23 protein-coding genes, 1 tRNA gene and 1 pseudogene are annotated in these 26,586 nt (G+C 56.6%); 10 read left to right on the forward strand and 15 right to left on the reverse strand.

All coding sequences use genetic code 11. The features are described 5' to 3' along the window. Nucleotides 1-310: 310 nt before the first annotated feature. The 6 genes from rsfS to ACZ5C3_RS01770 form a co-directional block, all read right to left on the reverse strand. A complete protein-coding gene (rsfS, locus tag ACZ5C3_RS01745) occupies nt 311-685 on the reverse strand; it encodes a ribosome silencing factor (RefSeq protein ID WP_464044470.1) in 375 nt (124 codons plus the stop codon). Nucleotides 686-855: 170 nt separating this feature from the next. Then, on the reverse strand, nt 856-1,500 hold the full coding sequence (locus tag ACZ5C3_RS01750; protein ID WP_464034781.1) for a nicotinate-nucleotide adenylyltransferase: 645 nt from the start codon (nt 1,498-1,500) through the stop codon (nt 856-858). Further along, nucleotides 1,497-2,789, reverse strand: coding sequence for a glutamate-5-semialdehyde dehydrogenase (locus tag ACZ5C3_RS01755; protein ID WP_464034783.1), 1,293 nt, complete (start codon nt 2,787-2,789; stop codon nt 1,497-1,499). Before ACZ5C3_RS01755 ends, ACZ5C3_RS01750 begins: the two co-directional genes overlap by 4 nt. Before the next feature lie 118 nt (nt 2,790-2,907). Beyond that, a complete protein-coding gene (proB, locus tag ACZ5C3_RS01760) occupies nt 2,908-4,053 on the reverse strand; it encodes a glutamate 5-kinase (RefSeq protein WP_464034785.1) in 1,146 nt (381 codons plus the stop codon). Nucleotides 4,054-4,102: 49 nt separating this feature from the next. Continuing rightward, nucleotides 4,103-5,182, reverse strand: a complete 1,080-nt coding sequence (gene obgE, locus ACZ5C3_RS01765) for a GTPase ObgE (protein ID WP_464034786.1) — start codon at nt 5,180-5,182, stop codon at nt 4,103-4,105. 3 nt (nt 5,183-5,185) lie between these two features. Then, nucleotides 5,186-5,422, reverse strand: a complete 237-nt coding sequence (locus tag ACZ5C3_RS01770; RefSeq protein WP_464034788.1) for a hypothetical protein — start codon at nt 5,420-5,422, stop codon at nt 5,186-5,188. Between ACZ5C3_RS01770 and ACZ5C3_RS01775 the strand changes: the two genes are divergently transcribed. Both ACZ5C3_RS01775 and ACZ5C3_RS01780 read left to right on the forward strand, forming a co-directional pair. Beyond that, nucleotides 5,415-6,335, forward strand: a complete 921-nt coding sequence (locus ACZ5C3_RS01775) for a DMT family transporter (RefSeq protein WP_464038473.1) — start codon at nt 5,415-5,417, stop codon at nt 6,333-6,335. The two genes, ACZ5C3_RS01770 and ACZ5C3_RS01775, sit on opposite strands and share 8 nt — an antisense overlap. Nucleotides 6,336-6,471: 136 nt before the next feature. Beyond that, nucleotides 6,472-7,398 carry a DMT family transporter gene (locus tag ACZ5C3_RS01780; protein ID WP_464034789.1) on the forward strand — a complete coding sequence of 309 codons (927 nt, stop codon included), beginning with the start codon at nt 6,472-6,474 and terminating at the stop codon, nt 7,396-7,398. Between the two features lie 113 nt (nt 7,399-7,511). Here ACZ5C3_RS01780 and ACZ5C3_RS01785 read toward each other — a convergent pair whose 3' ends face one another. The 3 genes and pseudogenes from ACZ5C3_RS01785 to rplU all read right to left on the reverse strand — a co-directional run bounded on the left by ACZ5C3_RS01785 (nt 7,512) and on the right by rplU (nt 9,029). Further along, nucleotides 7,512-8,105, reverse strand: a complete 594-nt coding sequence (locus ACZ5C3_RS01785) for a GNAT family N-acetyltransferase (RefSeq protein WP_464034791.1) — start codon at nt 8,103-8,105, stop codon at nt 7,512-7,514. Between the two features lie 137 nt (nt 8,106-8,242). Then, entirely contained in the window at nt 8,243-8,512 is a 270-nt protein-coding gene (rpmA, locus tag ACZ5C3_RS01790; protein WP_464034793.1) for a 50S ribosomal protein L27, read from the reverse strand. Nucleotides 8,513-8,568: 56 nt separating this feature from the next. Beyond that, a pseudogene (gene rplU / locus ACZ5C3_RS01795) lies at nt 8,569-9,029 on the reverse strand (50S ribosomal protein L21). 346 nt (nt 9,030-9,375) lie between these two features. Here rplU and ACZ5C3_RS01800 point away from each other — a divergent pair. Together ACZ5C3_RS01800 and ACZ5C3_RS01805 are read left to right on the forward strand one after the other, a co-directional pair. Further along, the gene (locus tag ACZ5C3_RS01800; protein WP_464034794.1) at nt 9,376-10,452 is read left to right on the forward strand and encodes an ROK family protein; all 1,077 of its coding nucleotides are present in this window, start codon (nt 9,376-9,378) and stop codon (nt 10,450-10,452) included. Nucleotides 10,453-10,735: 283 nt separating this feature from the next. After that, nucleotides 10,736-10,825: transfer RNA gene (locus ACZ5C3_RS01805), tRNA-Ser, on the forward strand. Nucleotides 10,826-10,851: 26 nt separating this feature from the next. Here the strand turns inward: ACZ5C3_RS01805 and ACZ5C3_RS01810 are convergent. After that, the gene (locus ACZ5C3_RS01810) at nt 10,852-11,256 is read right to left on the reverse strand and encodes a DUF4180 domain-containing protein (protein WP_464044471.1); all 405 of its coding nucleotides are present in this window, start codon (nt 11,254-11,256) and stop codon (nt 10,852-10,854) included. A gap of 139 nt (nt 11,257-11,395) precedes the next feature. Between ACZ5C3_RS01810 and ACZ5C3_RS01815 the strand changes: the two genes are divergently transcribed. The 3 genes from ACZ5C3_RS01815 to ACZ5C3_RS01825 all read left to right on the forward strand — a co-directional run bounded on the left by ACZ5C3_RS01815 (nt 11,396) and on the right by ACZ5C3_RS01825 (nt 13,879). After that, nucleotides 11,396-12,196 carry a GNAT family N-acetyltransferase gene (locus tag ACZ5C3_RS01815; RefSeq protein ID WP_464034800.1) on the forward strand — a complete coding sequence of 267 codons (801 nt, stop codon included), beginning with the start codon at nt 11,396-11,398 and terminating at the stop codon, nt 12,194-12,196. Nucleotides 12,197-12,391: 195 nt separating this feature from the next. Beyond that, entirely contained in the window at nt 12,392-12,817 is a 426-nt protein-coding gene (locus ACZ5C3_RS01820) for a MarR family winged helix-turn-helix transcriptional regulator (protein ID WP_464034802.1), read from the forward strand. Nucleotides 12,818-12,895: 78 nt separating this feature from the next. Then, nucleotides 12,896-13,879 carry a nitrilase-related carbon-nitrogen hydrolase gene (locus ACZ5C3_RS01825; protein WP_464034804.1) on the forward strand — a complete coding sequence of 328 codons (984 nt, stop codon included), beginning with the start codon at nt 12,896-12,898 and terminating at the stop codon, nt 13,877-13,879. 313 nt (nt 13,880-14,192) lie between these two features. Here ACZ5C3_RS01825 and ACZ5C3_RS01830 read toward each other — a convergent pair whose 3' ends face one another. The 5 genes from ACZ5C3_RS01830 to ACZ5C3_RS01850 all read right to left on the reverse strand — a co-directional run bounded on the left by ACZ5C3_RS01830 (nt 14,193) and on the right by ACZ5C3_RS01850 (nt 21,663). Continuing rightward, on the reverse strand, nt 14,193-15,401 hold the full coding sequence (locus ACZ5C3_RS01830) for a lipopolysaccharide biosynthesis protein (RefSeq protein ID WP_464034806.1): 1,209 nt from the start codon (nt 15,399-15,401) through the stop codon (nt 14,193-14,195). Then, nucleotides 15,402-16,802: a hypothetical protein gene (locus ACZ5C3_RS01835; protein ID WP_464034808.1), complete on the reverse strand. Its 1,401-nt coding sequence runs from the start codon at nt 16,800-16,802 to the stop codon at nt 15,402-15,404. 296 nt (nt 16,803-17,098) lie between these two features. Next, nucleotides 17,099-18,274, reverse strand: a complete 1,176-nt coding sequence (locus tag ACZ5C3_RS01840) for a glycosyltransferase family 4 protein (protein ID WP_464044473.1) — start codon at nt 18,272-18,274, stop codon at nt 17,099-17,101. A gap of 7 nt (nt 18,275-18,281) precedes the next feature. Next, nucleotides 18,282-19,967 carry a heparinase II/III family protein gene (locus ACZ5C3_RS01845; protein WP_464034811.1) on the reverse strand — a complete coding sequence of 562 codons (1,686 nt, stop codon included), beginning with the start codon at nt 19,965-19,967 and terminating at the stop codon, nt 18,282-18,284. Further along, nucleotides 19,933-21,663, reverse strand: coding sequence for a glycosyltransferase (locus ACZ5C3_RS01850; protein ID WP_464034812.1), 1,731 nt, complete (start codon nt 21,661-21,663; stop codon nt 19,933-19,935). Before ACZ5C3_RS01850 ends, ACZ5C3_RS01845 begins: the two co-directional genes overlap by 35 nt. 394 nt (nt 21,664-22,057) lie before the next feature. Here ACZ5C3_RS01850 and wecB point away from each other — a divergent pair, with 394 nt between their 5' ends. Genes wecB through ACZ5C3_RS01865 form a run of 3 tightly spaced genes read left to right on the forward strand, consistent with a single transcriptional unit; the run spans nt 22,058 to nt 26,571 of the window. Beyond that, nucleotides 22,058-23,191 (forward strand): non-hydrolyzing UDP-N-acetylglucosamine 2-epimerase, encoded by a 1,134-nt coding sequence (gene wecB, locus ACZ5C3_RS01855; protein ID WP_464044474.1) that lies wholly within the window; start codon nt 22,058-22,060, stop codon nt 23,189-23,191. Then, nucleotides 23,192-24,448, forward strand: a complete 1,257-nt coding sequence (gene wecC / locus ACZ5C3_RS01860) for a UDP-N-acetyl-D-mannosamine dehydrogenase (protein ID WP_464034816.1) — start codon at nt 23,192-23,194, stop codon at nt 24,446-24,448. Further along, nucleotides 24,445-26,571 carry a bi-domain-containing oxidoreductase gene (locus ACZ5C3_RS01865; protein ID WP_464034818.1) on the forward strand — a complete coding sequence of 709 codons (2,127 nt, stop codon included), beginning with the start codon at nt 24,445-24,447 and terminating at the stop codon, nt 26,569-26,571. Before wecC ends, ACZ5C3_RS01865 begins: the two co-directional genes overlap by 4 nt. Nucleotides 26,572-26,586: the final 15 nt, after the last annotated feature.

The following is a 26,586-nucleotide window of genomic DNA, read 5'->3' on the forward strand; positions in this document are numbered from 1 at the left end:
CGATTGGTAGCTGTTCTATTGAGGCAGGTTCAACAACTGCCGAAATTTATGGCATATTGCTTGCCGGTCTCTCAGCGGCTTTGTTTCGATTTTCCGCTAATGCATTGTGCCGATGATCTGCAGCCCGCTCGGGACGCGGACATAAAGGGGGCCGCATCCTCTCTTTGGCGTTGGCGGCCAGCATTCCTTCTTCCGCGATGACAGCGGGTCTTCCATACAAGGTAAGGCGCAGATTGCGCAACCCGCCTTGCGTGCTGCAGCGTCCAGCACGCACACTCTCGCGGTCACCGCCGCGATCTTGTCAGCGCTCTTAGCGCGCCCGTTTTGCCGTCGGCTTGTCCGAGTCCCACATCTTTTCAAGATTGTAGAACTCACGGACTTCCGGTCTGAATACGTGAACGATCACATCGCCGGAATCGATCAGCACCCAGTCGCAGGCCGACAAGCCTTCGACGTGAGGAGCAGCGATTCCGTTTTCCTTGAGACTTTTCGCGACGTTCTCCGCGATCGCGCCGACGTGACGGTTGGCCCGCCCGGAGGTGACGATCATGTAGTCGGTGATGGAGGATTTGCCGCGGAGGTCGATGGTGACCGTCTCTTCCGCCTTCATATCTTCAAGACGGGAGAGGATCAGGTTCAGCGTCTCGTCGGCGTCAGGGCGCGCCTTCAAGGCCGCTACAGGCATCGTTTCAGTACGAGCCTTAGACAATACAGATGTGGTCAGGGACCATTCCTTTCACTGTATCGCGAGCATCGAATCTTGATGCCCGACATCATCATAAACACTTGGGGTTAACGTTTTCAATCTTCCAGGGCGGAACCTGAGTGCTTCACAAAGTTCCCTACTGAAAAACATCATGCGCTCTTCCAGCTTCCATCCGGGTTCCGGAGACGCGTGGACGAAAGATCTGATTTGAGGCCGGTCAGAAATGTCCATGCCGGCGCACGGCGAACAGCCAAGGTTCCCGCATCTCTTTCATCGACGCGGTAAGCCGCAAGCGTTTGTGCTGCCACAGAGGAGAGAGCGCGAAAGCTGTCAGGTGGGCGGTCGATCACGGCGATCGGCACCAAGTCTGCGATGCGTCGCCAGCTTTCCCAGCGATTGAACTGCGCAAGATTGTCAGCGCCCATGATCCAGACAAAACGCACGCCGGAACATCGGCGACGCAGGTATGAAATCGTGTCCATCGTATACCGCGTGCCGATGACAGCTTCGAGACAGCTCACGTCGATGCGCGGATCGTTCGCCATTTTCTCCGCGGCTGCGACGCGATCATCGAGCGTGTGAAGCGCCTGCCCTCGTTTCAGTGGATTTCCCGGTGACACCAGCCACCAGATGCGGTCGAGCTTCAGGCGCTTCAAAGCAAACAGGCTGATCGCACGATGAGCATGGTGTGGAGGATTGAAGGATCCTCCAAGCAGGCCGATGCGCATGCCGTCCGTATGAAACGGAATGTCGTGAGGCTGATGAAACTCGGTCGGCAATGTCAGGTCGTTCACGGACGCGTTTGGCCCGTGCCATGAACGCGGTATTTGAAGCTGGTCAATTGCTCAACGCCGACTGGCCCTCTCGCATGGAATTTCCCGGTCGCGATTCCGATCTCTGCGCCGAAGCCGAATTCCCCGCCGTCGGCAAATTGCGTCGAGGCGTTATGCAGAACGATGGCAGAGTCGACTTCGTTGAGGAATGTCTTCGCGGCGTTCGCGTCTTCAGTGACGATGGCGTCGGTATGATGCGAGCCATAGCGCTCGATGTGTGTAATCGCCTCGTCAAGTCCGCTGACGATCTTCGCCGAAATAATGGGGGCCTCGTACTCGGTCGCCCAGTCTTCTTCCGTCACCGGGTTCACGCGGGCATCCACCTCGCGCACATCGTCGCCGCCGCGCACTTCACAGCCGGCATCGAGCAGCATCGTCACGAGCGGCTTGAGCTGGGTTGATGCAACGGCTTTGTCGACGAGGAGAGTCTCGGCTGCTCCACAGACGCCGGGCCGGCGCATCTTGGCGTTGAGCACGATGGTCTTGGCCATATCAAGCGACGCGGCCTTGTCGATGAAGACGTGATTGACGCCTTCGAGATGTGCGAACACCGGCACGCGTGCCTCATCCTGCACGCGGGCGACAAGGTTCTTGCCGCCGCGCGGGACAATCACATCGATCGCGCCCTGAAGGCCAGCGAGCATCAATCCGACTGCTGCACGATCGCGGGTCGGTACCAGCACGATTGATTCTTCGGGAAGCCCTGCTTTGCGCAGCCCCGCCACGAGGCTCTGATGAATCGCGCTGCACGAACGGAAGCTGTCGGAGCCGCCGCGCAGGATCACCGCATTGCCAGACTTGAGACAGAGCGCGCCTGCATCGGCCGCAACATTGGGACGGCTTTCGAAGATCACGCCGATGACGCCAAGCGGGACGCGCACGCGTTCGATGGTCATGCCGTTGGGCCGTGTCCAACTCTCGGTGACCTTGCCAACGGGGTCGGCGATGTTGCGCACCACATCGATGCCGTCAGCCATAGCGTCGATGCGGGCCTCGTTGAGTGCGAGACGATCGACAAAGGCCGCACTTGAACCGGCGGCTTTTGCTTCTGCGACATCCTCGGCATTGGCGGCGAGAATGGTGGATGCATTGGCGCGGATGGCGTCAGCCATCGCAGCCAGAGCCGCATTTTTCTGCTCAGTTGGCGCAATCGCCAGCACGCGCGCGGCGCGGCAAGCACCGGCAGCGAGCTCCATCATAAGCGCATTCAGATCGGTTGTGCCCTCGAGGGCTTTGAGCGGAGCGGTCATCTGGGTCTATCTGGTGTGGAACTCACGTAAAGCTATGCCGTAGCATAGAAAATTCAGCCTCGCGAGATTTAGAGGGCATGGCAGCCCGGCGGCAAGTCGGCCAATGGCCGAGATCCGCCTATTTGGCGCTGTCCGTACTGCGAGGCCCGCCCACGACCAGGTCGTCCCGGTGGATCATCTCAGCCCGGCCGCTGACGCCCAGGATCTGGGCGGCATCCGACGACGAGCGTCCTTTGATCTTCTCGGCATCCTCGGCGTCGTAGGCAATGAGCCCGCGCCCGATTTCATGGGTATCCGGCCCCCGGACCACCACGGCATCGCCACGGGCGAACTGTCCGTCGACCCGGATGACCCCCGCCGGCAGCAGGCTTTTGCCGGCGCGCAGCGCCGTCACCGCACCTGCGTCGATGGTCAGTGTGCCCTTAGGCTCAAGCGATCCCGCGATCCAGCGCTTGCGCGCGGTCACGGGGTTGGCCGGTGTCAGGAACCACGTGCAAGGACCGCCATCGGCGATGGCTTGCAGCGGATGCTCGATCTTGCCGGATGCGATCAACATATGCGTGCCGGCGCTGGTCGCGATCTTCGCGGCTTCGATCTTGGTGCGCATGCCGCCGCGCGAGAGCTCGGATTCCGCTGCGCCCGCCATGGCTTCAATATCGGCGGTCACGGACTCAACGATAGGAATAAGTTTCGCGTTCGGGTTGGCCGCTGGCGGCGCTGTGTAGAGACCATCGATGTCGGAGAGCAGCACAAGCAGGTCCGCGCTGGACATGGTGGCGACGCGCGCGGCGAGACGATCATTGTCGCCATAGCGGATTTCGTTGGTTGCAACGGTGTCGTTCTCGTTGATCACGGGCACCGCGCGCCATTCGAGCAGTTTCGAAATGGTGGAGCGCGCGTTGAGATAACGACGCCGTTCTTCAGTGTCCTGCAGCGTGACGAGAATCTGTCCCGCGCCGATGCCGTGCGCACCGAGCACTTCCGACCAGGTGCGCGCCAGCGCAATTTGACCGACGGCGGCTGCGGCCTGACTTTCCTCGAGCTTCAACGTGCCGCTCGGCAGCTTGAGGCGGCTGCGGCCAAGAGCGATCGAGCCGGACGAGACAACAAGCACGTCCTTGCCGTCGTGATGCAGCTTCGCGATGTCAGCTGCAAGTGCTGCAAGCCAGGCTGCGCGCACTTCGCCCGCCTTCGCGTCGATCAACAGTGATGAGCCGACCTTGACGACGATGCGGCGAAATTTCTTGAGGGAGGGCTTCGACATGAGAACGCAGTGTTTGACGGGAATGAATCAGCTGGAGACGAAGAACAGATCAGGTGCCGAGTGGCGACCACGCCTTGGCTTCCGGCTCTTCTTCGCTTGCAGAGGGGGACTCGATCGCTTTTCGTGCGTTGGCGGAGACCGGCGCTTCGTCGATCACTGTGACAAGTGCGCGCAATGCCTCGGAGATGCCTTCCCGCGATACGCCAGAAATCAACAGCGGTGTCTTTTTCGCAGCTCGCTTTAGTCGAGCCTTCTGGTCCTTGAGTTGTTCAGGCGTGACCGCATCAATTTTGTTGAGCGCGACGATTTCAATCTTGTCGGCAAGATGCTCGTCATAGGCTTCAAGTTCGGCACGTACGGTCTTGTAGGCCTTGCCTGCATGCTCGGTGGTGGCATCGACAAGATGCAGCAGCACACGGCAGCGTTCGACATGGCCCAAAAATCTGTCGCCGAGTCCGACACCCTCATGGGCACCTTCGATCAATCCCGGAATATCCGCGAGTACGAATTCCCGCCCGTCGACAGCGACAACGCCAAGCTGCGGGTGCAATGTCGTGAACGGGTAATCGGCGATCTTCGGCTTTGCCGCGCTCACGACTGACAAGAAGGTGGATTTCCCGGCATTGGGCAAACCGACAAGACCGGCATCAGCGATCAGTTTGAGCCGCAGCCAGATCCAGCGCTCTTCGCCGGGTTGACCGGGATTGGCGTTGCGCGGCGCGCGATTGGTCGAGCTCTTGAAGTGAGCATTGCCAAATCCGCCGTTGCCGCCCTCAGCCAACACAAATTTCTCGCCGACTTTCGTAAAATCGTGAATGAGCGTTTCGCGATCCTCGTCGAAGATCTGCGTGCCGAGCGGCACCTTGAGCACGATGTCTTTGCCGCCAGCGCCATGGCGATCCGATCCCATGCCGTTCACGCCCTTCTGGGCCTTGAAGTGCTGTTGGTAGCGATAGTCGATCAGGGTGTTGAGACCATCCGCAACTTCGACGATCACGTCGCCGCCGCGGCCGCCATTGCCGCCACTCGGTCCACCGAACTCAATGAACTTCTCGCGGCGAAATGCCACGCAGCCGTTTCCTCCGTCGCCGGAGCGAATATAGACCTTGGCTTCATCGAGGAATTTCATGGTTCATCCGTAGCGGAGCGCGATCAGCAAAAATGCGCTTCGGGCGCCGAAAATGCGGAAACCGGCTGTGCCGTCGTTTCCATCCAGATGCATATATGCGCCATGGGCGCCGCAGCGGCAACCAATTGATGCATGCTGATAGGTTAATGGCTGCATTTGTAGCGGTTGCAGTAAACGGCTCAGCCCCGTAAACGGGATTTTCAGCCGCATTTTGGTCTGATTCATCCCCGGCATAGCCATGTTTGCGAAAATCTCCGCCGACGCCAACAACCCCACGGCCCGGCTCGCCGGCATTGGCTTGATGCTGCTTGGCATCTTTTTGTTCTCGTTCGGAGACGCGCTCGGGAAATTTATCGTCGGGACCTATTCGGTCGGCCAGCTGCTGTTCTTTCGCAGTGTCGGGTCGCTGATCTTGGTGTCACCGCTAATCTGGCGGTACCGGGGGCAACTCGCCAACTGGCAGCGGCCCGGCCTGCAGGTTCTCCGGGTGGTTCTGTCCACGGCGGAAGTGGCGGCGTTTTTTGTCGCTGCGATCTATCTGCCGCTCGCCGATATCATCACGTACTACCTCGCGGCTCCAATCTTTGTGACAGCGGGGGCCGCGTTCTTCCTTGGTGAGCATGTCGGCTGGCGGCGGTGGATCGCGATCGCGGTGGGGTTCTGTGGCGTCCTGATCGCGCTGCAACCTTCAGCGCAGACCATCAGCTGGCCAGCGCTCATCGCTCTTGGCGGCAGCACATCGTTTGCCGCCCTGATGCTAGTGACGCGTTTTCTGCGGGATACGCCGGACATTGTGCTCGCATCGAGCCAATTCGTCGGCACGCTGGTGTTGGGTGGTTTGATTGCACCATTTGGCTGGGTGACGCCATCATTCTCGCATCTTGGTTTCTTCTTGCTGGCCTCGTGCTTCTCCGTCGGCGCAGGTCTCAGTGTGAACCGTTCGCTGATGCTGGCACCGGCCAGCGTTGTGGTGCCGTATCAGTATTCCATGATTATCTGGGCGGTAATCTTCGGCTATGTTGCTTTCGCCGATGTCCCGGCGCCGCATACGCTTGCCGGAGCTGCGATCATCATCGGCGCGGGCCTCTACATCTTCTTCCGCGAGCGCAATCTTGCGCGGGAGGAGCCCGTGGTGGTGCCGCCGCCTGGCTGAAACGCTGTGGCATAGCAACGGCGAAAGGCGTGCATTTCTAGCGGTTGTTCTACATGCGAATGCTTTCTAAGCATTCCGGAGCGCAATAATTCCGGCGCTCCGTGCCCGCCTTTATTTCAAGTTCCAGCCGTTGCAGATGCCTCTTTCTTTCAAACCTTTCACCGACACGAAGGTGAAATCGTCCGCGCTCAAGGGCATTCTTTTTATGGTCGCGGCCGTATCGATTTTTTCGTGCGTCAACGCGTTCAGCAAAATGATGGTGGCGACGTATCCTCCGGCGCAGGTGTTCTTCATCCGGGGCTTCGGGGCGCTGGCTGTCCTGCTGCCGTTTCTCGCGCGCGACAATTTTGCAGGGGCTCGAAACCTGCCACGACCGGGGCTACAGACGCTGAGAATGGCTTTCTCTGTGGCAGATGGGATGCTGTTCTTCACCGCGATCAAATTCATTCCGCTTGCGGATGCCACCACCTGCTACCTCGCTGCGCCGATTTTCGTGACCGCGTTCTCTGCAATTTTCCTACGCGAACATGTCGGCTGGCGACGGTGGAGCGCTGTGGTTGTCGGATTTATCGGCGTGCTGATTGCTCTGCGTCCGACGGGCGCAACTTTTTCCTGGCCAGCGCTGATCGCGCTCGCTGGCTGCCTGTGTCAGTCGATGTTCATGATCACCACACGCTTTGTGCGCGGAACGTCCAATGTGTTCCTGGGCACCGCACAAGTCGTCGGATCATTCCTGTTCGGCGGCTTTTTGTCGGCATTTATGTTTGTACCGCCGACGTGGGCGATCGTGGGTCTGCTGATGCTCAGCGGCATCATCAATGTCGCGGGCATCCTGTGCATCAACCGATCGCTGGCACTTGCGCCGGCGAGCGTTGTGGCGCCGTTCCAGTACACCATGATCATCTGGGCAATCACGCTTGGCTTTCTGGTGTTCGGCGACATCCCATCGTCGAACACCATGATTGGAGCCTTCATTGTTGCGTGCGCCGGCATCTACATTTTCCTGCGCGAACGCGTGGTTATGCATCGCGAGCCGGAGCCCAATCCGCCAACAGTGGTGTAGCGAGGCGCCTTTCAAAGCGTTTTCGAGCGAAGTGGCTACCGGTTCGCGTGAAGAAAACGCGTCAAAATAAAAATCTAGAGCTTCGGTTCTGATCAATCAGAACCGAATGGGCTCTAGGCGCCGCGCCGCATCGAGTTGCGCCAGCTTTTGATCGAAGCCCATACGGCGCGATCCAGCTTGAAGCAGTCGACTGGCGTCGATGACCCGAGTGCGAGGAACCGATGCAGTTCGACGCCGGTCCACTGGAAGCCGCATTTCTCCAGCACGTGGCGAGATGCCGGGTTCAGGACGCGGGCACCCGAGATCAGGTGCTCGATGGCGTATTCCTCGAAGGCGTAGTCGATCACCGCCCGCGCCGCTTCCGTCGCGTAGCCTTTGCCCCAGTGGTCGACGCCGAGACAATAGCCAAGCTCCGGCGCGTTTTCATCTTTCCAACTGATGCCAACGAGGCCAACGACGGTGCGCTCGTGCTCGATCAGGAAGACAGTGTCGAGAGTACTCGCAACCGAGGTTACGAACGTTGTGGCGTCATCCAGCGTGTAAGGATGCGGCACACGACGGAGGTTGATGGACACGCGTTTGTCGGCAACGACAGCGGCAATGGCTTTTACGTCCACGAGTGTCGGCTGACGCAACATCAACCGTTCGGTCTCGAGGACGACAGCTCTTGATTCCCGCAACGTGGGTGTTGGAATTTCCTGCAACATGGTTGGCTCCTTGGTTGCGCCCGCCCCCCATGAACGAGCGCGCAAACGAAAGGGGAGGCCGGTTTCCCGTCTCCCCTTCGAGCCTTCCAGTGCTCTGCCGGTTCAACAGGACCCGGCAGACGCGATGTGTCTACCGTTTATTCAGCCGCCGCCACCATCGGAATAACCGAGATGAACGTGCGGCCGTTGGCTTTGGCGCGGAATTCCACGCGGCCTTCGACCTTGGCGAATAGGGTATGATCAGTGCCCATGCCGACGTTCTGACCGGGATGCCAGGTGGTGCCGCGCTGACGTGCAATGATGTTGCCCGGAATCACGCGCTCGCCGCCAAACGCCTTGATGCCAAGGCGCTTACCTGCCGAGTCGCGTCCGTTGCGCGATGAACCGCCTGCTTTTTTGTGAGCCATGGCTCGTCTCCAAAATTCGTCTTTAGGATATAGACCGATTCCTCGACGGAATCATTTCAATTTTTGTCGCTCTTGGCCTTCGGCGCAGTTTTTAAGCTGCTGCCTTCTTGGCCGGAGCCTTCTTCTTTGCAGGAGCGTCGCCGTCAGCCGGCGCAGCCTCAACCTTCTTTTCCTTCTTCGGGCGCGGTCCGATGGTCGGAGCCTTGCCATCGGTCAGGATCTCGGTGACGCGGATCACCGTGATTTCGTCACGATAGCCGCGCTTGCGCTTCGAATTCTTGCGGCGGCGCTTCTTGAAGGCGATGACCTTCGGCCCGCGCTTGTGGTCCAGCACTTCGGCCGCAACCGACGCGCCAGCAATAAAAGGAGCTCCCAGCGTCGGCGTATCGCCGCCGACAACCATCACTTCGCCCAGCTGCACGATCGTGCCGACATCGCCGGCGATCTTGCCAATCTCAAGTACATCATTCGGAACGACACGGAATTGCCGGCCGCCGGTTTTGATGACTGCGAACATCGTTCTCTTCCTTCGTGTTCGATCCCAGCACTCGGACGACGTCCGGGCCGGCTTCTTATTCAGTCGTTATGGGTTCACCGCGATCATTTGGACCGCGAAATTCTTGTCCAGCTTGCCGTCAGGCAGCCACACAAAAACAAACGGCGCGAGAAATCCCACGCCGGATGGCAGGACTTATATCGGCCCGAGCCTCCGAGTCAAGGCAAACGGGCCCAAAAACCGCATAAACGGCCGTGGTTTCGGGCGTTTCTGAGCTGTTTTGGCCCCTGCTGCGACCTTCGCGCCTGTGAAACAAACTGGTTCCCAAGCCGTTGTCACTCGCTTCAAGGGCAAGGGACGAGGAATTATGGCTGAAGACACGCTGACGACCGCCGGAATCGGCAACCATGGGGCGGCTCGCCTGCCATCCGTAGACATCGACAGCTATAATATTGAGCTCAAGGATGACGAGGGATTTCTGGGCGACCGCGCAAGCAAGGGTGCTTTCCAGGCCATCCTCGACAACTGGCGCAAGCCCCTCAAGAAAAACGGCGACGATCCGTTCGGCGCGAAGTCCTCCGAGGAGATCAGCAAGAAAAAGCTCGACGAAATTCTTGTCGGCGACGACGTCGAGGCGTCGGCGCTGGTTCACAGCGCTATTGAGGACTTCGCTCAGGAGCTAGCCTATGTCACATCGCGCTTCCTGAAAACCAAGGCGTGGGACAAGACCGAAGCGATCATTGTGGGTGGCGGCTTCCGGCAGAGCCGGATTGGCGAACTGGCGATCGCGCGCGCCGACATCATTCTGAAGGCGGATGGGCACAAGATTCGGATGATTCCGATTCGTTTTCATCCCGATGAAGCGGGGTTGATCGGCTGTGCACACCTCGCGCCGTCATGGATTTTCGAGGCCCATGACAGCATCGTGGCCGTCGATATTGGCGGCACGAATATCCGTTGCGGCGTGGTGGAAACACGCCAGAAAAAGGCGGCGGATCTATCAAAAGCTCATGTCTGGAAGTCGGAGCTGTGGCGGCATGCCGACGATGAGCCGACCCGGGAAGGGGCGGTGAAGAAGCTCGCCAGCATGCTGAAAGACCTGATCAAGCAGGCCGAAGGCGAGGGATTGAAGCTGGCGCCGTTCATTGGCATCTCGTGCCCCGGTGCCATCAAGGAAGACGGCTCCATCGAAAAGGGCGCGCAAAATCTCCCGGGCAATTGGGAGAGCAGCAAATTCAATCTTCCGAACAGCTTGGTCGAAGCGATCCCGACCATCGGCACCCACGACACGGCGGTGTTGATGCACAATGACGGTGTGGTGCAGGGGTTAAGCGAAATCCCCTTCATGCAGGACTACAAACGCTGGGGAATCCTGACCATCGGCACCGGTCTTGGCAACGCGCGCTTCACCATGCGCAATCCGCGCGAGAAGAAGAAAGGGTGAGGCGGCGGCCTTCTCGTGCGCGGCTAAACGAATGGCACCCGGCAGATCCTGTCCTAATTTGCCGATGCGAGCCATCTCATCGCGAGTGACCGGCTTTCTCCTTGGATAAAAGCCTCGAGTTTCCAATATGTTGCTGGGGCCGCCCAGATGGTACGACTACTTCACAAATTCTGAACGGTCTCAAGTCAAACAGAGTGGGTTAATCGCTTCCGCGCCTTGTCTATCCGGTCAACCTCGCATAGAACTCGCCGCGACCCGGTCCGCGATGGCCGATTTGGTACCCGGAGAGGTGGCAGAGTGGTCGAATGCACCGCACTCGAAATGCGGCATAGGTGCAAGCCTATCGGGGGTTCGAATCCCTCCCTCTCCGCCAATTACTGACGCGTCAGACGCGAGTACTCAGAGCTTCGCGACCGTTGATGGAGCGTCTCGGCCGTCGTCGGTTGCGAGACGCCGACCTAGCTCGTCTTCATCGGCGGCAAACCAAACAACCTGTCCATTGTTTGCTTCATAGACGAAGTCTCGTAACGACTTGCTCTGCGAAATCCATTCGGAGATATCGCCTACGACCGCCAGGCGGAGACGGTAGTTTGCAAACTTCTGCACGACTTCCCCAGCCAAGCGGGTGCTGAGGCGGAAAAAGTCATCGCTTAATCGTTCGACTGGAATCGCGACCATCGTCGCTTCGTGGTGCCACGCTGCGCTTATGAACGTGTTCGCATCGCTCTCCTTCAAGAGCTGCGAGGCGTCGGCGGCGCAGATGAGGATTCGCATCCCTGCTATCTCTCGAACAATATCGTTCATAGTCTTGCTTCCTGGCGCGCTGACGCTGTGTCTCGCTGAGAGGCCCGAGAATATTACAGGTGTAGTCCCTTTTTACGACGCTGTAGGCGAACTGAAACAGCCTCTGTCCAAATTCGCGCGGCTCGCACTGGAGGACACCTTGACCGGCATTTCACCAGCCGCCTTCGAATCCGTTCAACAACTTGCCGATACGTGGAAGGCGATTGTAACTGACCGTGGCACGGGCGACGTGCGCGACCTTCCTGGCACGGCACTGCGGTGGGCCGACAGCAAATTCCCATTCTGGAATTGCATCACGTTCAACGATCAAATCGCTGACGGCAAGTTATTGGACGAACGGCTGACGCAGGCAGCCACCTACATGCGCCAACGAAGCCAGCCTGGGTTCCTTTGGTTGTTCGAGGAGCTTCTCGGCCCGTCTTGTCGTGCGGAATTGCCGGCTGCTGCAGATCGCGCGGGATTGAGCCTGTCGCTCTCTGGATTTGGCATGTCGGGTGATTTCCTGCCGATCCCCGAGCCGACCCATCCGAACCTAAACTTCGTCCGTGTTACGACGGACGACGAGTTGTTAGCTTACGCGGATCTCAATTCGCGCGCTTACGGCATGCCGCTCGAGGCTGGTCGCGACGGGCTTCGCGGGTCAGCGCTTTGGAAATCAGGCATGTACACGTATCTCGGGCTCGAAAACGGTGTCCCGGTTTCAGCTGCCGCAACGGTGCAAACCAACGAGTGCTTGTTTCTGGCGCTTGTCGCAACCGCGCCCGAGGCGCAACGGAAAGGGTATGGGGAAGCAACCGTCCGCAAGGCTCTCTTTGAAGGAGCGAAAGCGACGGGGCTGACCCGCACTGTTCTTCACGCCACCATGGCAGGTGCCCCAGTTTACGAACGTATCGGATATCGCAAGGTGGCGACGATCGGATTCTATGGCCTGCGTGTGTAAGAGATCGACCATTTTTCTTCGGTCTCCGTCAGCGACACTCTTTTCTCTGAAACCGGATGAAGGTACAGAGCTCAAGCGATCGAGCCCTGTATTTGTATTTGGTGATCGTCCGTCCGCCATGCGCGCCTTAAAAGGCATTGACATAATGTTGTATATACATCATTATATCCACCTCTACTGTCCCTGGGCAAAACAATGGCTGACGACATTACTAACGAGATCACTCGAAATTGCCTGCTGACGCGGACGCGTCGCATCGCGCGGGTTATCACCGGCATCTACGACGAAGAGTATCGGTCGTTTGGAATCAATGCACCTCAGGTCTCTTTGCTGGTGATGATTTCGAGGCTGGAGTCAGCGAGTCGTGCCGAGATCGGGCGGCAGAACCATCAGGACCGTTCGACCCTGACGCGAAATCTTCAACTCATGTTGTCGAACGGATGGATCGAGGAGGTTGCGCATGAAGAGGGCGGGCGAAAAAGGGCGATCGTGCTGACCAAGGCGGGCAAGAAATTGCTGAATGACGTCGCGCCGGCCTGGCGAGCGGCGCAACGGCGGGGGAAAGCTTTACTCGGTGAGAGCGGCGCCGCAGCCATCAAGAGCATCGCAGACGGGCTTTGAAAGCATCCGTTCAATGAGTTTGTCATCGAGTAGTGTGTTCGTTATGTTGTATATGCAATATATAGATGGAGGTACAAAATGACGAAAGTCAAGGCAGCAGCAGTCCAGATTAGTCCCGTGCTCTATAGCCGTGAAGGGACCGTCGACAAGGTGGTTCGCAAAATCCTCGAACTTGGTCGCCAAGGCGTCCAGTTTGCTACGTTTCCAGAAACGGTAGTTCCTTACTATCCGTATTTTTCCTTCGTGCAGTCTGCCTTCGAACTCAATCTCGGCAAGGAGCATCTGCGATTGATTGATCAGGCGGTGATTGTGCCATCGGCAGCGACGGATGCCATTAGCGATGCTTGCAGACAGGTAGGAATGGTGGTCTCCATCGGCGTCAACGAACGGGATGGTGGGACGCTTTATAACACACAGTTGTTGTTCGATGCCGATGGCGCGCTGATCCAGCATCGCCGCAAGATTTCCCCGACCTATCATGAGCGGATGATTTGGGGACAGGGTGACGGATCCGGATTGCGCGCGGTGGACAGCGCTGTGGGGCGCATCGGGCAGCTCGCATGTTGGGAGCACTACAATCCTCTGGCACGTTACGCGCTGATGGCCGATGGCGAGCAGATCCATTCGGCGATGTATCCAGGATCATTCGCCGGGGACATCTTTGCAGAGCAGATGCAGGTGAATATTCGCCAACACGCGCTGGAGTCTGCCTGCTTCGTCGTCAATGCGACCGCTTGGCTCGATCCCGATCAGCAAGCCCAGATCATGAAGGATACCGGCTGCAGCATCGGCCCCATCTCCAGCGGCTGCTTTACCGCAATCGTTGCGCCCGACGGTACATTGATGGGCGAGCCGCTGCGCTCAGGAGAGGGTGAGGTTATCGCCGATCTCGACTTCTCTCTGATAGATCGCCGTAAGCGCTTGATGGACTCGCGCGGCCACTATAGCCGGCCGGAATTGTTGAGCTTGCTGATCGATCGGACGCCGGCCTCACACCTTTACGAACGTAGTGCGCATCCAAAGGTGCCTGCTGCTACGCGGGGCGAAGTCGTCGAGGCGTGAAAACACCTTGAAGGTTCACGGTCGCTCCTGTGCCACAAGCGCAGGAGTGATCTGGGTGTGGACTCATTATTAGAGTGTCGATGTCGGTCGGAATTTTTGCAAACACAGCCAGATTGCATGAGCTTTCGGTCGTCGCCGCAGCACAAGCCACCAGAGATGGATCCTTAACGTCCGTTGCGCATGCAACTGTGTTGCTGCACGGTTACAGCGATCTCGCTCATTTCAACGCATTCATCATGGTCGAATAGGCTGTTCTTGAGACGAGCGTCGCGGCGGATGCTGCTCACAGGAAAGGCAAGTCCTTGGGATCACTTCACACGGCGCCTTGGCGATGGCTCCTCATCGCAAGCACCCACAGCCAAATACAGATCACGCCAAACGTCATGCTCTGTAAAATAGCCAGTCCTCCTACGCCCCACTGTGGATAAACCACGAAAGCGGCAAGGGATTGCATGCTGATCATGATGATCCAAGCAAGCATCTGTTCTAATGGAACTCCAGATGCAGACAGAAGCTGAGAGGCCGATGTCATTGCCGATAAAAATATAACGCCGGGAAGAAGCGCAAGAAGGATGGGGGTGGAGTGCTCATACTTCGCGCCGAAGACCGTCGTTACGAGAGGATGTGCGATCAGGGCAAGACATATGCACCCGAAAAGCATCAGGCTCGTTAATCCAACCGCGGTCTTGATTGTCTGACGCCAGCGATCCTCGGCGTTTGCCCGGATGAGGACTGGAAATAGGACCGTTCCGACAATGCTCGGGACCACCTGCATCGCGTCTGCCATCTGTGAGGCAATTGACCAATAGCCAATGTCCGTAATACCTCCGTGAATTCGTATCACGAAAACACTGATGCGAATCCCGACAAATCCCGCAAAAGAAAGAATGTGAGCGCGTACGCCATACGCAATCGTTTCTGCGAACAACGGCCAGTGGAATCGGCGCGATATACGCTGTCCGTTCCTGACAAGAAGTATTGCAACAATCGCAGTCAGACCCAGTGCCGCAGTATAGCCAATCAAGAATCCGGAAGCAGTCGGAGCCAATAGAGAGGCTATCAGCGTTGCAAATAGAGTCGACGCGCCTTGAAGAATTGCTAGGGCGTTGAAAGTTCGCTGACTGACCGCCACTGACAAAGAGTTGAGGCTGACAACCAACAGGAGAAGCGGACAAAGTACAATCGCTAGGATGATCGGTGCTTCTATCGATTCCTGGGCAAGGGCGAATTCAATCGCGTAGACGCCCAGCCCCGTCGCGACGCCGATCGTTGCGGTAAGGTAAAGTAAGTTGCCCAGCAGTTGTGACAGAAGCTCTGGCCGCTTCGAATAAAAATAGGTGTTGCTGACGTGGAGGCCAAGCTGAGTAAGCTGCATGCCCACCATGGCGGCCGTGAACACATAATAATATTTTCCCAGCTCCGTTGGACCTAGGTTGCGGGCGATGATAACGCCGTTAGCAAATTGGAATGCGATTGCTGAGCCGCGCGCGGCAATCGTCCAAAAAAGTGCAAAAAGATTCATTCAAGAAGGCTCTGATCGTTTCCATTGAGCTAGGAAGCTTATGATCCAAGCCGCGACGATTGTAAGCACAAGCCACAACAAGCCATAGCTGTCTATCAGTGAGGCGGTTAGCGAAACCTGGGACGCATAATAGGCAAATATGCACGTGGCGACGGTAAAGGCCACACTAAAGGGGGTTTTGTATCCGCAGAACGTCGAGATTATCCCAATGGTGAATCCCACGAGCAGAGTTGCTGCTACGGAGTAGGCGTATCCAGCTTCTGCCAACGCCGAAGTATTGACCGGGGCGGGCAGGTATCCTGTCGTTGCATTTGGCTTAAAGGGATAGGCTATCTCGTATGCCTTGATTGGTGGAAAGCAACTGCCAGGAAATATGTAAGGCGCCCAGATGCCGCATCTTTCGCTGGGATCGCTAAATGTGTCGACGTAATAGGGGAAGCCCGCAGCCATTCTAAAGATCGGAGCCCGCGCGATTTGCACTGCGTGATAGAAGATCTTCTGATCGGTTCGCGCATTCTCGCTAAGCGGCTCCGCTTTTATTGCTATCGCGTCGGCTGGCTTTTTGCTGCCCATAGGCAGGTGATATATTGTCGGCGTGATATTCGGTGCTTCGCAGACCTGCGTTACAGTAAGAGCACTGAAGATAATAGCACCCGCAGTGATCGTCGCAGGCAGAACGAGCGTGCTGGATAGACCGGCGGCAATGCCGGCGGCGGCCGCTCCTATCAGGATAATCAAAATGGGTGCTTTCATGTGGAGAGCAAGGCAGAGCCAAACGCCCAGCAAGATCGTTAGTCCACATAGAACGAACGAACTCCGTTTCCTGTACTGGATCGCATGGGCTAGCGTTAATGCAACCAAGATAGGAACGGCAGCATAGAGAACTTTGTATACGCTATTTCCGAGAAGAGTTATCAGGGCCGCGCGCCGTTGAATTTTATCCTCAATACAGATTTTGGGATCTACAGCCGATAACGGGGCTAAAGCATCGGCAAGCCATAGCTTATAGATGCAATAGGCGGTCAACATGATAAGCAGCAATGCGGCCGAAGGCAGCCAGAGGCGAAGCCTGACGAACGAATCGGCGGTACCGGATATGATCGGCTGCGATAATTTGTACCCGACAATTGAGCCGATGGGAGCGAGCACCAGCGGCATCAAGAGCAAAGACCAATAGGACGCGCCCCCGAGCGTAGGCATGTGCTGCACCGCGTCGGTGCCCATAAAGTATTCGAATTGTCTCTGTCCAAACGGGTCAAGCAGCAACGACGCGCCAACGACCGTGGTGGCTCCGTAAGCAAGAATAAATGTGAGCGTCGGCAAAAGGGCTTTGCGAGGAAGGAATTTTAGACAAGCCGCGGTCGATATCACCACCGCAATTAGCCCGCAAAGCAAATTCATTCAGCTTCCTTCATTGGCTCTGCTCGAAGCGGTGGTCGTATTATAGGTGTATTTGCGAGACCTATTGAAGAGCTAATGCAATCGCGGAAAGGTAAGGCTTGCTGCTCTAATTCCTGACTCACAAATTAGGCGGCTCGCCATCCAGCTCTTGGCTGTGGTTGAGGAGCGTGAGGAGATTTTGAGGGCGGCTGCGGGACGAGTGTTTGTCGCATTCAGTGGCTTGTTTACAGCGGGGGCGTTGCGCTTCCGGCATCCTCCTGTCTGTGGCGGAGACATAGAGAATTTGAGTCTCTCACCTATTTGGCTTGATGACAAATCGACAGCACATCCTTCGCCATTGCTTTCATGATTCGTCGTCGATCGTATTTCTCAAGAAAATGACCGCGCGGCGTGACTTGGAAAGTAAGCTTATCCAGCGCTGCGGAGGCCTCTTCAACGTTACAAGGTTCGAATATCGCGATGTTGTCCAGCTCGGCCGTCGCGAAGTCGGCTGCATGACCACGCAAGCCCGCCCATATTGGCTTACCGGTCGCGCCATACTCAAATAGTTTGGAAGGAAGAACCTTTTTAAAGGCTTCGATGTCGTTCAAATGGAGAAAGAGGACATCGGCGTTGACGTATTCCTCTAACAGCCGCGGGCGCGGGACAGGCTGGAACAGCTCAACATTCTTAATGCCGCCTTCCTGAAGTTTTTCTTGTAGCAGCTTAAAACGGCCCCCGTCGCCGATGAGCCTGAATGTGATTCTGCTTTCCAGTTTTTTGGCAAGTGGGGGCAGGATGTGGTGCAAGCCCTGCCCATCTCCTATGTTGCCGGCATAGAGAACTGTCAGTCGGCTCGAATCGCTTTTGACCGGTTGCGGGAGCGCGCGAAGAAACTCCTCGTCGATGCCGTTGGTATGGCATGTGAACCGCTGGTTCGGATAACGAGTTTTAAAATAATCGAGGAAGCCGCTCGATACGAGATTGACGATGGTGGCCGATCTAATCGTCATTCGCTCGACAACAGCGAACGGACGGACGATCAGCGCGGCAAGCCATGGCGGGAATACCCCATTAATCGTGTCGACAAAGATGTCGCGGATGTCGAGATAAAGCGGAGCTCGTTTGGATCTGGCGACGAGGGCGCCCAGCGCTGCCGTCATCAGCCGGGATGATGTTGCAATCACCACGTTATATTGTTGTCGCCGAGTGACTTTGCGCACCCCGCGTGCATATGAGACAAACGCGCGCAGCTGCTCGCTCAGTCCACCTCGTCGTGGTGGGAGCGGAATGCGGTGGACCACAAGCCGATCCCCGCGCTCCATTGTTGGCGCCTCGCTGGTATAGCTGGCATATCGGTTCGGTTGTGTCGTAACAACTTCGATCTCAACGTCGTCACGACCTTGAAGCAGCGCTTTGACAAGCGCAGAGGCGCGGAATGAACCCGCCGAGAGATCGGGGGGGTAATAGAAGCTCAGGAGCAGGATCTTCACGAGCCACTCACCATCGAATAGATGTGGTTATAGGCTCGCCGCTCGATGCAACGCTCAGACTTTGGTTTGGCAACGACCGACCGAATTCCGGATGCCATGTCGTGTTTTCCATGGTGGGAGCGATTGGTGCCGAAAACATGACCTGCAGTGGTTGCTCACCGACCTTCCCTATGAATTCACTATCTTGAACGCGCTGAAAATACATATCCGGATGAGCGTGCAAATTAGATATTGCTTTGCAGACCCGCCCGCTGAACTCGTCCTTGATTATCAAGCAGCTGGTAGCGAAATGCCACTGACGGGTGTGAACAACGCGCCCAGGTAAGCGGCGATAACCGTCGTGCGAACAGGTGATTCTGACATCGCGATCTGACTGCTCAATGGAAAGTTCCTTTGGCTCAGCGCGCCGCGCGACCCGGAAGCCGCCCCATACTTCGGAGGAATCACATCCATCGACCGTGACCGTATTATGCGCAGCCGTTCCGCGTTGTCGCGATCGTTCCGGCCCAATGCCATATTCCGAGGTGCCAGAGTTTACGAAAACGCGGACATGATCGATAGAGAGTTCGAAGCTCAGGGTGTCTGCGTGGGCATGGCCCGGCTGGTGGCGCGGCCCAACTTGTCCCACGTCCAGGAGGGCGACGATCCGATCTTGTTGAATTCTAATGTAGCCACTTTCGGCGAGATGAATGACGCCGTTGGTGGGCTCGGCAGGCTTCTGCAGACCCAGTCTTTCTGCATAGGCGATCAATTCCGACAGCCGCGGAGCAATCCCGAAAGCAGCGTCGTTAAAAAAAGCAACCTCGCCATCCGGATGGGTCATGACGGACAGCCAGCGCAACATGCGCTGCGCCAGTTCCTGTTGAATAGCGCTTCGACCATGGAGGCGATGGCTGTAGGCACGGCAAACATTACAAAGGTCCAGAACATCTTCGAGTATTAGTGCGTGATACATGGGGGAAAGTTCAAAATGCCCACCATCGGCCAATATTTGCGCGTCAATTTCCTGGTGCAGCAAATTCAATCCAAGAGATAGCCAGCGATCAGCGTCTGCTCCTTCGAAAAACAGGCCGGCAAAAATCAATGCCTTTGCGTTGACGAAGAGATGGTTTCCCAGCAGGTGATATTCGAGACGCTGGGTTAGCCAGTCCGCCTGAATTGCCAAGCCGTTCAACATATTTGGCGAAGGAATGTTGCCGGCAAGAAGCCACTTAATCCAATTCACGATCCGTAGAGAGGTCGGATAGGGCTCCCAGCCGGATCCACCGGCTGGTGGATTTTCTGTGATCCAGCGCTCAATAAGAGTTCGATGCGCTGTTGACCGCGAGGCTGCATCTTTCGCGGCCAGATCATCAAAGTAGTGGAGATTGTAGCGCCACAGCTTATCGACGGCAGGGTTGTCCCAACCAATTTCATCGAGATCGTATGTTCTGTTGAGAAAGGTGAAGCGGTTCAAACCAACCAGACTGATTGGATGATCAGCAGATCTTGTCCACTCCCCCGATCGGCGAGAGCTATTCGAACTTACATGGCGTGGGCGAGGTCTGGCTAAGCGAAAATGAATACGGGCGATAATCTGGGACGCTTTGAGATGGCGAATCGTGTGCCAGTAAATGCCAATCTTCTTAGCCTGTCCTGATATCGAACCACTCAAGACTTCACCTTGATCCGTTCGATATGGCTTCGTAGCCATCAAGGATCGCCTGCACATGACGCTGCCAAGTGTATTCAACCAACGCCTTTTTTCGTGCATTCGCAGCTAGACATTTTGCCCATTCCGGACGTTCCACCAGGAATCGGATACCGGAGATCAAGTCGTCGACATTTCCCGGTTCACCGAGCACAGCAACCTCCAGATTTGTCTCCTGAGGAGAGATGGCTGGTCCGGGGAGATTGTTAACATCAAGGCTGGGCGACAGCACAACGCCAATTTGGTCAAGGCGCGAGCCATAGATACCTCTGTCCATTGCCATGTATTCAAACAGTTTGGTCGGCGAACCAAAGAATTTACTGCCGTCAGTGTTAGAAACGTGAGGCGAAAGAAACAAATCGGCGGCGGCAAGATGCAAGGGCGCTTCATTTTGCGGCACCAGTCCGGTGATGATGCAAATATCTTCCGCTCCGGCGTCATGGATCACGCGACGGACTTCGTTCATCTTCAACCCGTCGCCGACCAGCATGAAACGACAATTGTTGCGTTTCAGCCATTCAAAGTCCTCGGTGCGCAATCGGGCGATAGCTCGGGCAAGTACATCCACGCCATGCCATTGTCCGAAGGTCCCGATGAACGTGACGAGCCGTTCATGAGGCGCTATCCCATAACGTGCGCGGAGACGGGCTCGCTCTTCCAAACTGAAGTGGGAAGGGTCAAAGATTTTGGGATCGATACAATTGGGGTAGGTCACGATTCTTTTGGACTCCACGCCACGAGAAATAAGTTCGTCGCGCAAAACCTCGGAAACGGTTACGATCAAATGAGCGTGGCGCAGCATGGCATCTTCAGCCATAGCTGCGAGACCGGAGAAACCATGTCCGCGCCCCCAATTGCGAGCAACCCACGTCTCCGAGCCATTATATTCTACGATGAGCGGCAGGGCGTATTTACGCGACAACACCACGCCGAGATAATTCGCGACTGACAGCCTTTGATAAATGACGCCGTAGGGCTGATCAGAAAGTGTCGTGCCGGCCAGTTTCGCAAAGCTCGCCTGGAACCGATAGTTATTTAATTCGTAGGGGGCGCCGAAGGTCCGAGGCGGAGCCGCATGCAACAGCTCCACGCCTTGATCGACCATGACGGGCGGCTCTGCGGACGCAAACGTAACAGGATAGCCGGCGTGCTGAAGGCCATTGACGACACCGGCAACGTGGCCAACCGATCCTCCTGCCTTTATTCCCATCCAAAGATTTGTTTTCAGGTAAAGAATGCGGCGGCTTCCGTTCAATGCCGGTTGATTGAGCCGCGGTGCTCGCAACAAGGCCTTTAGTTCAATGGCAGACTTCGTTGCCTGCAGCACCAAATTCAAGCTTGCGCCAACAAAGCGAATAAAATCGACAATTGTTGACAGCCGCGAGATCGTCACGACTGACAGGTCGGGACGTACGATTTCGATGCGCTTTGCGCGAGTAAATCCAGCAACGAGTTTTACAATCGGGAGCAGCGCGAGACTGCCTTCATCTTCCAACGGAAGAACGAGTCGATCCGGCGAAATCTTCCAAAGTGCGGCAAGCAGGGAGGGTAGTTTCAGCGTGCGTAAGTCACCCAGTGTCGCCCGATCGTATGGACCTCCAATGAGTGAGCTCAACGCGTTCTGAAAGCGTTGAGATAGGGGATATGCCGAGAGTAGCAGGATATTGGATGACATGTCTTTCGCCGTCTCGGCTGTCATTGTGGTTGATCGCCGCGCCGCGAAGCCAGTAGGCTAAGAGCCAAGCCGACAAGAAGATAGCTGCGTGAGCAGGAGATAGGGCGATCATTGCGCCAACACCAGTAAGTTTTGGCACGAGCGTCGGCGAGGCAATGATCGCGCTCCAAGTGCGTCATGTGGTATCAGAAAAAGGTCTTCTGCGCGCGTGGCTTTGTTCTGCAGTTTATTGGACTAAACGGTACTCCGGCTTGGGTTTAACGGAACTCCGATCCGCGAGGGCAAGAGAGCCGTTGAGATTCGTTTGCGCCAGTGGTCTAATGTTCCTATCGGCTACTTATAAGTGCATGAATTCAATAATTTTTTTCTTGCTGCGCACACGGGTGCAAGCTAATTGCTGCCTCTGTTGGGCAGGTCGGTGAACGGTATTCCTTTGAAAAAGGTATTGATTGTATTCGGCACGAGACCGGAGGCCATCAAGATGGCCCCAGTCGTGTCGGCACTGCGTCAGAGCAACCGCCTAGATGTGAAGGTATGCGTCACGGCCCAGCATCGAGAGATCCTGGATCAGGTCATAGAACTATTTGGAATTACTTGCGATTTCGATCTTGACGTCATGCTGCCCAACCAGACTCTGGATCAGCTCACGGCGCGAATCCTGACGGGCATAGGTGGCGTCCTGGATCGAGAGAAACCGGATGTCGTCTTGGTTCACGGCGATACCACCACCACGCTCGCCACGTCTCTGGCCGCGTTCTATCGCCAAATTCCAGTTGGTCATGTGGAGGCTGGTTTGCGATCGGGATCGCTCTATGCCCCTTGGCCGGAAGAGATGAATCGACGCGTGACAACGCTTGCAACGAGATATCATTTCGCCCCAACGCCTCAGGCGCGATTGAACCTCATTGCTGAGGGAATCGATGAGGCGTCGATTCATGTGACCGGCAATACCGTGATCGATGCTCTGTTGGACATGCGAGGGCGGATCGATGGGTCTGCGGATCGCCGTACAGCTTTGGCGAGCCGGTTTCCGTTCGTTGGCCAGGACGGACGTCGTATGATTCTTGTTACGGGTCACAGGCGAGAAAATTTTGGAATTGGCTTCGAAAACATCTGTGCCGCGCTGCTTCGCATCGTTCAGGCGCACGATGTCAGAATCGTCTATTCGGTTCATCCAAATCCAAATGTGCGCCAGCCTGTCGAGCGCCTGCTTGGGGCAAACGATCAGATAACGCTTATCGATCCGCAGGATTACGAGCCTTTCGTTTTCCTGATGCAGCAGTCTTATCTGATCATTACGGATTCCGGTGGGGTGCAGGAGGAGGCGCCGTCGCTCGGCAAGCCGGTTCTTGTGATGCGGGAGAAAACCGAACGACCGGAGGCCGTCAATGCGGGTACGGTCATTTTGGTTGGGACCGACGCAGATCGGATTTTCGGCGAGGCTTCGAGGTTGTTGACCGATTCCGCCCACTATCAAGCGATGGCGCAAGCAATAAATCCCTACGGTGATGGCCTTGCTGCCTCGCGCATTCGATCGGTCCTGGAGAGTTAAGTGCACCGCGCGTTTCAATCTATCTGCGTTCTTGGGCTGGGATATATCGGTCTACCAACCGCGTCGGTCCTTGCGGCAAACGGCGTCAAAGTTATTGGTATCGATGTCCAGCAGTCGGTCGTGGACAAGATAAATCGTGGAGAGATCCACATCATCGAGCCGGATCTTGATGCCGTGACCGCCCGTGTTGTGCAGCGCGGAGCGTTACGTGCAGCTACCGAGCCGCAGGAGGCGGATGCATTTATCATCGCCGTTCCGACACCATTCCATGACAACACGGCGGATCTTTCTTTCGTATTCGCCGCAGCGGAATCCATTGCGCCGAAACTCCGTCAGGGCAATCTTGTCATTCTCGAATCAACGTCCCCTCCCGGCACGACGGAGATGTTGATAGAGAAGATGGCAGCGCGGCGTCCGGATCTGCGTTTCCCTGGAAACGGGGGAGGAGAGGCCGACATCTCCGTCGCGTATTGTCCCGAGCGGGTTTTGCCAGGGCGCGTGCTGGCCGAATTGGTCGAAAATGATCGCATCATTGGCGGGATAACCGGCGAATGTTCTGAACGCGCCGCCGCCCTTTACCGCATCTTCTGCAAGGGAGAGCTTCTCGTCACAGATTCTCGAACAGCTGAGATGTGCAAGCTGACGGAGAATTCGTTCCGTGATGTCAACATCGCCTTTGCCAACGAGCTTTCACTTGTCTGCGACAAGCTTGGAATAAACGTGTGGGAGCTCATCCGGCTCGCGAACCATCATCCGCGCGTGAAGATTCTTCAGCCGGGACCGGGCGTCGGGGGGCATTGCATCGCTGTCGATCCTTGGTTCATCGTCGAAGCTGCGCCGGAGCAGGCGCTACTTATTCGAACCGCTCGCGAGATCAATGACAACAAGCCGAATTGGGTTCTCGACAAAATTAAGTTGGCTATCGGCAGCCATCGCGGTGGGCGGCCGCGCATCGCGGTGCTGGGTTTGAGCTTCAAGCCCGACGTTGATGACTTGCGCGAGAGTCCGGCGCTCCACGTTGCGGTCATGCTGTCAGAATTGGAAAATTCGCAATTGCTGATTTCCGAGCCATATATCAAGGAGCTTCCCAATGGGCTCGCAGGGCGATCTAACGTGACGCTTATGGAGGATGAACTCTCCGCTGTCACCGAAGCCGATATTGTGTTGATGCTGGTCAACCATCGTCGGTACTACGAGCTGCCGGCCGCGTTGTTGGACGGCAAAGTGGTTATCGACACACGGGGCGTCTGGACGTGAAACAGCTTCTTGTTCGTTCCGGAAAGGTGTTCGTTCAGAACGTTCCGGCCCCAACCGTCGGCTCGAAGAACGTTCTGGTGCGCGTCGAACGATCATGCATCTCAGTTGGAACTGAGATTGCAGGTGTTCGCATGTCCGCGTTGCCGCTTTATCGGCGAGCCCTTAAACAGCCTCATCACGTGAAGAAGGCGCTGCAGTTGATGCGCGATCAGGGCGTGATGCGCGTCTACAAGCAGATTCGTGGCAGGCTCGATGCGGGGCTTCCCACGGGGTACTCCGCGGCTGGCGTTGTTGTTGAGGTCGGCTCCGAAGTGGTTGGCATTGCAGTCGGCGATCGCGTTGCATGCGCGGGAGCGGGGATTGCCAATCACGCTGAGCTCATCGATGTGCCGGTCAACCTCACCGTGCCCGTTCCTGAAAAACTTGGTATGGATGAGGCCTCGACGGTGACGCTCGGTGCGATCGCCATGCAGGGGGTGCGCCGTGCTCAGCCGACTTTAGGTGAAACGGTCGTAGTTATCGGGCTTGGCATCCTCGGCCAGATCAGCGCCCAGTTGCTGAAGGCCCACGGTTGCCGTGTCATTGGCAGCGATATCGATGACGGCAGAATCGAAGTTGCGCGTCAGAACGGGCTTGATGTCGGTATTGGCGCGAAGGACGGCGATTTCGTCCAGCGTATCCTCAAGTTGACGGATGGCTTCGGAGCGGACGCAATCATCATTACGGCAGCTTCGCAATCAAGCGAGCTTCTCGCGCAGGCTTTCCAGGCATGCCGCCGCAAAGGCCGCGTTGTTGTGGTTGGCGATGTGGGTCTCAACATTGCCCGCAGCGATATTTATGCCAAGGAAATCGATTTCTTTATCTCAACCTCTTACGGGCCTGGGCGCTATGACCCGGTGTATGAGGAGGAGGGAAACGACTATCCGTTGGCTTACGTCCGTTGGACCGAAAATCGCAATATGGCGGAATATTTACGCCAGATCGCGGCCGGCGGAGTATCCCTCAAGAATATGATGCGTGAGCCGTTTGACATCGATGTCGCGGAGACGGCCTACGAAACACTGAAAGCGCCAGGAGAGAAACCTCTGCTGGTTTTGCTCAAATACCCCGAACGGGCAGAAGCGCGAGGGGTAACTTTGAAGCTTCACGCCCCCAAATCTATCAGCGGGCGTATTCGCATTGCTTTGGTGGGTGCAGGTGGTTTTGCCCAAGGCATGCATCTGCCGAACCTCAAGAAGCTCAGTGACCTGTATGAACTTCGTACGGTGGTTAGCCGCACGGGCTTATCGGCGCGAACGGTGGCAGAACGGTTTGGTGCGGCCACCGCCACGACTGACTATGCTTCCGTGCTTGCAGATCCGGACATCGATCTGGTGTTGATCGCCACGCGGCATGATCTTCACGCCGGCATGGTGATGCAGGCGCTGCGTGCCGGAAAGAATGTTTTCGTCGAGAAGCCTCTCTCGCTCAATGAAGAGGAGCTTGCGGAGATCGAAACGTTTTTTGCCGCGACGGAAAAAGCGCCGTTGTTGATGACCGGCTTCAACCGGCGTTTTGCACCAGCTATCATTTCGGCAAAGCGGGTTCTCGCAAATCGTGCTTCGCCCATGATCGTCAATTACCGGATGAATGCGGGCTACATCCCCAGCGATCATTGGGTTCATGGACCTCAGGGAGGTGGCCGCAACATTGGAGAGGCGTGCCACATCTATGATCTGTTCAACGCCTTGACGGGCAGCTTGCCGACGGAAGTGAGCGCGGCATCCATTTCGCCGAGCTCCGATTACTGGCGCAGAGATGATAATTTCGTAGCCACCATCCGGTACAAGGATGGGTCGGTTTGTACTCTTACCTATACGGCCATGGGAGCTAGGGATTACCCCAAGGAGCGGGCGGAGATCTTTGTCGACGGCAAGGTGTTGACGTTGGACGATTATAAATCTCTGACCATTGTCGGCGGTTCAGGCGACTGGAAGGCAAGTGTCATCGAAAAAGGGCAACTTGAAGAATTGCGTGCGTTGGCAGAGGCTTTCAAAGCTGGAGGCCAATGGCCAATCTCGATGGAGGAGCAACTTGCCGCAACCCGTGTGAGCTTTGAAGTTCAGCGGCAACTCTCCTCTTAATTCGAATGCGCTGGC

This window comes from Afipia dichlorophenoxyacetatis (genome assembly GCF_055386385.1).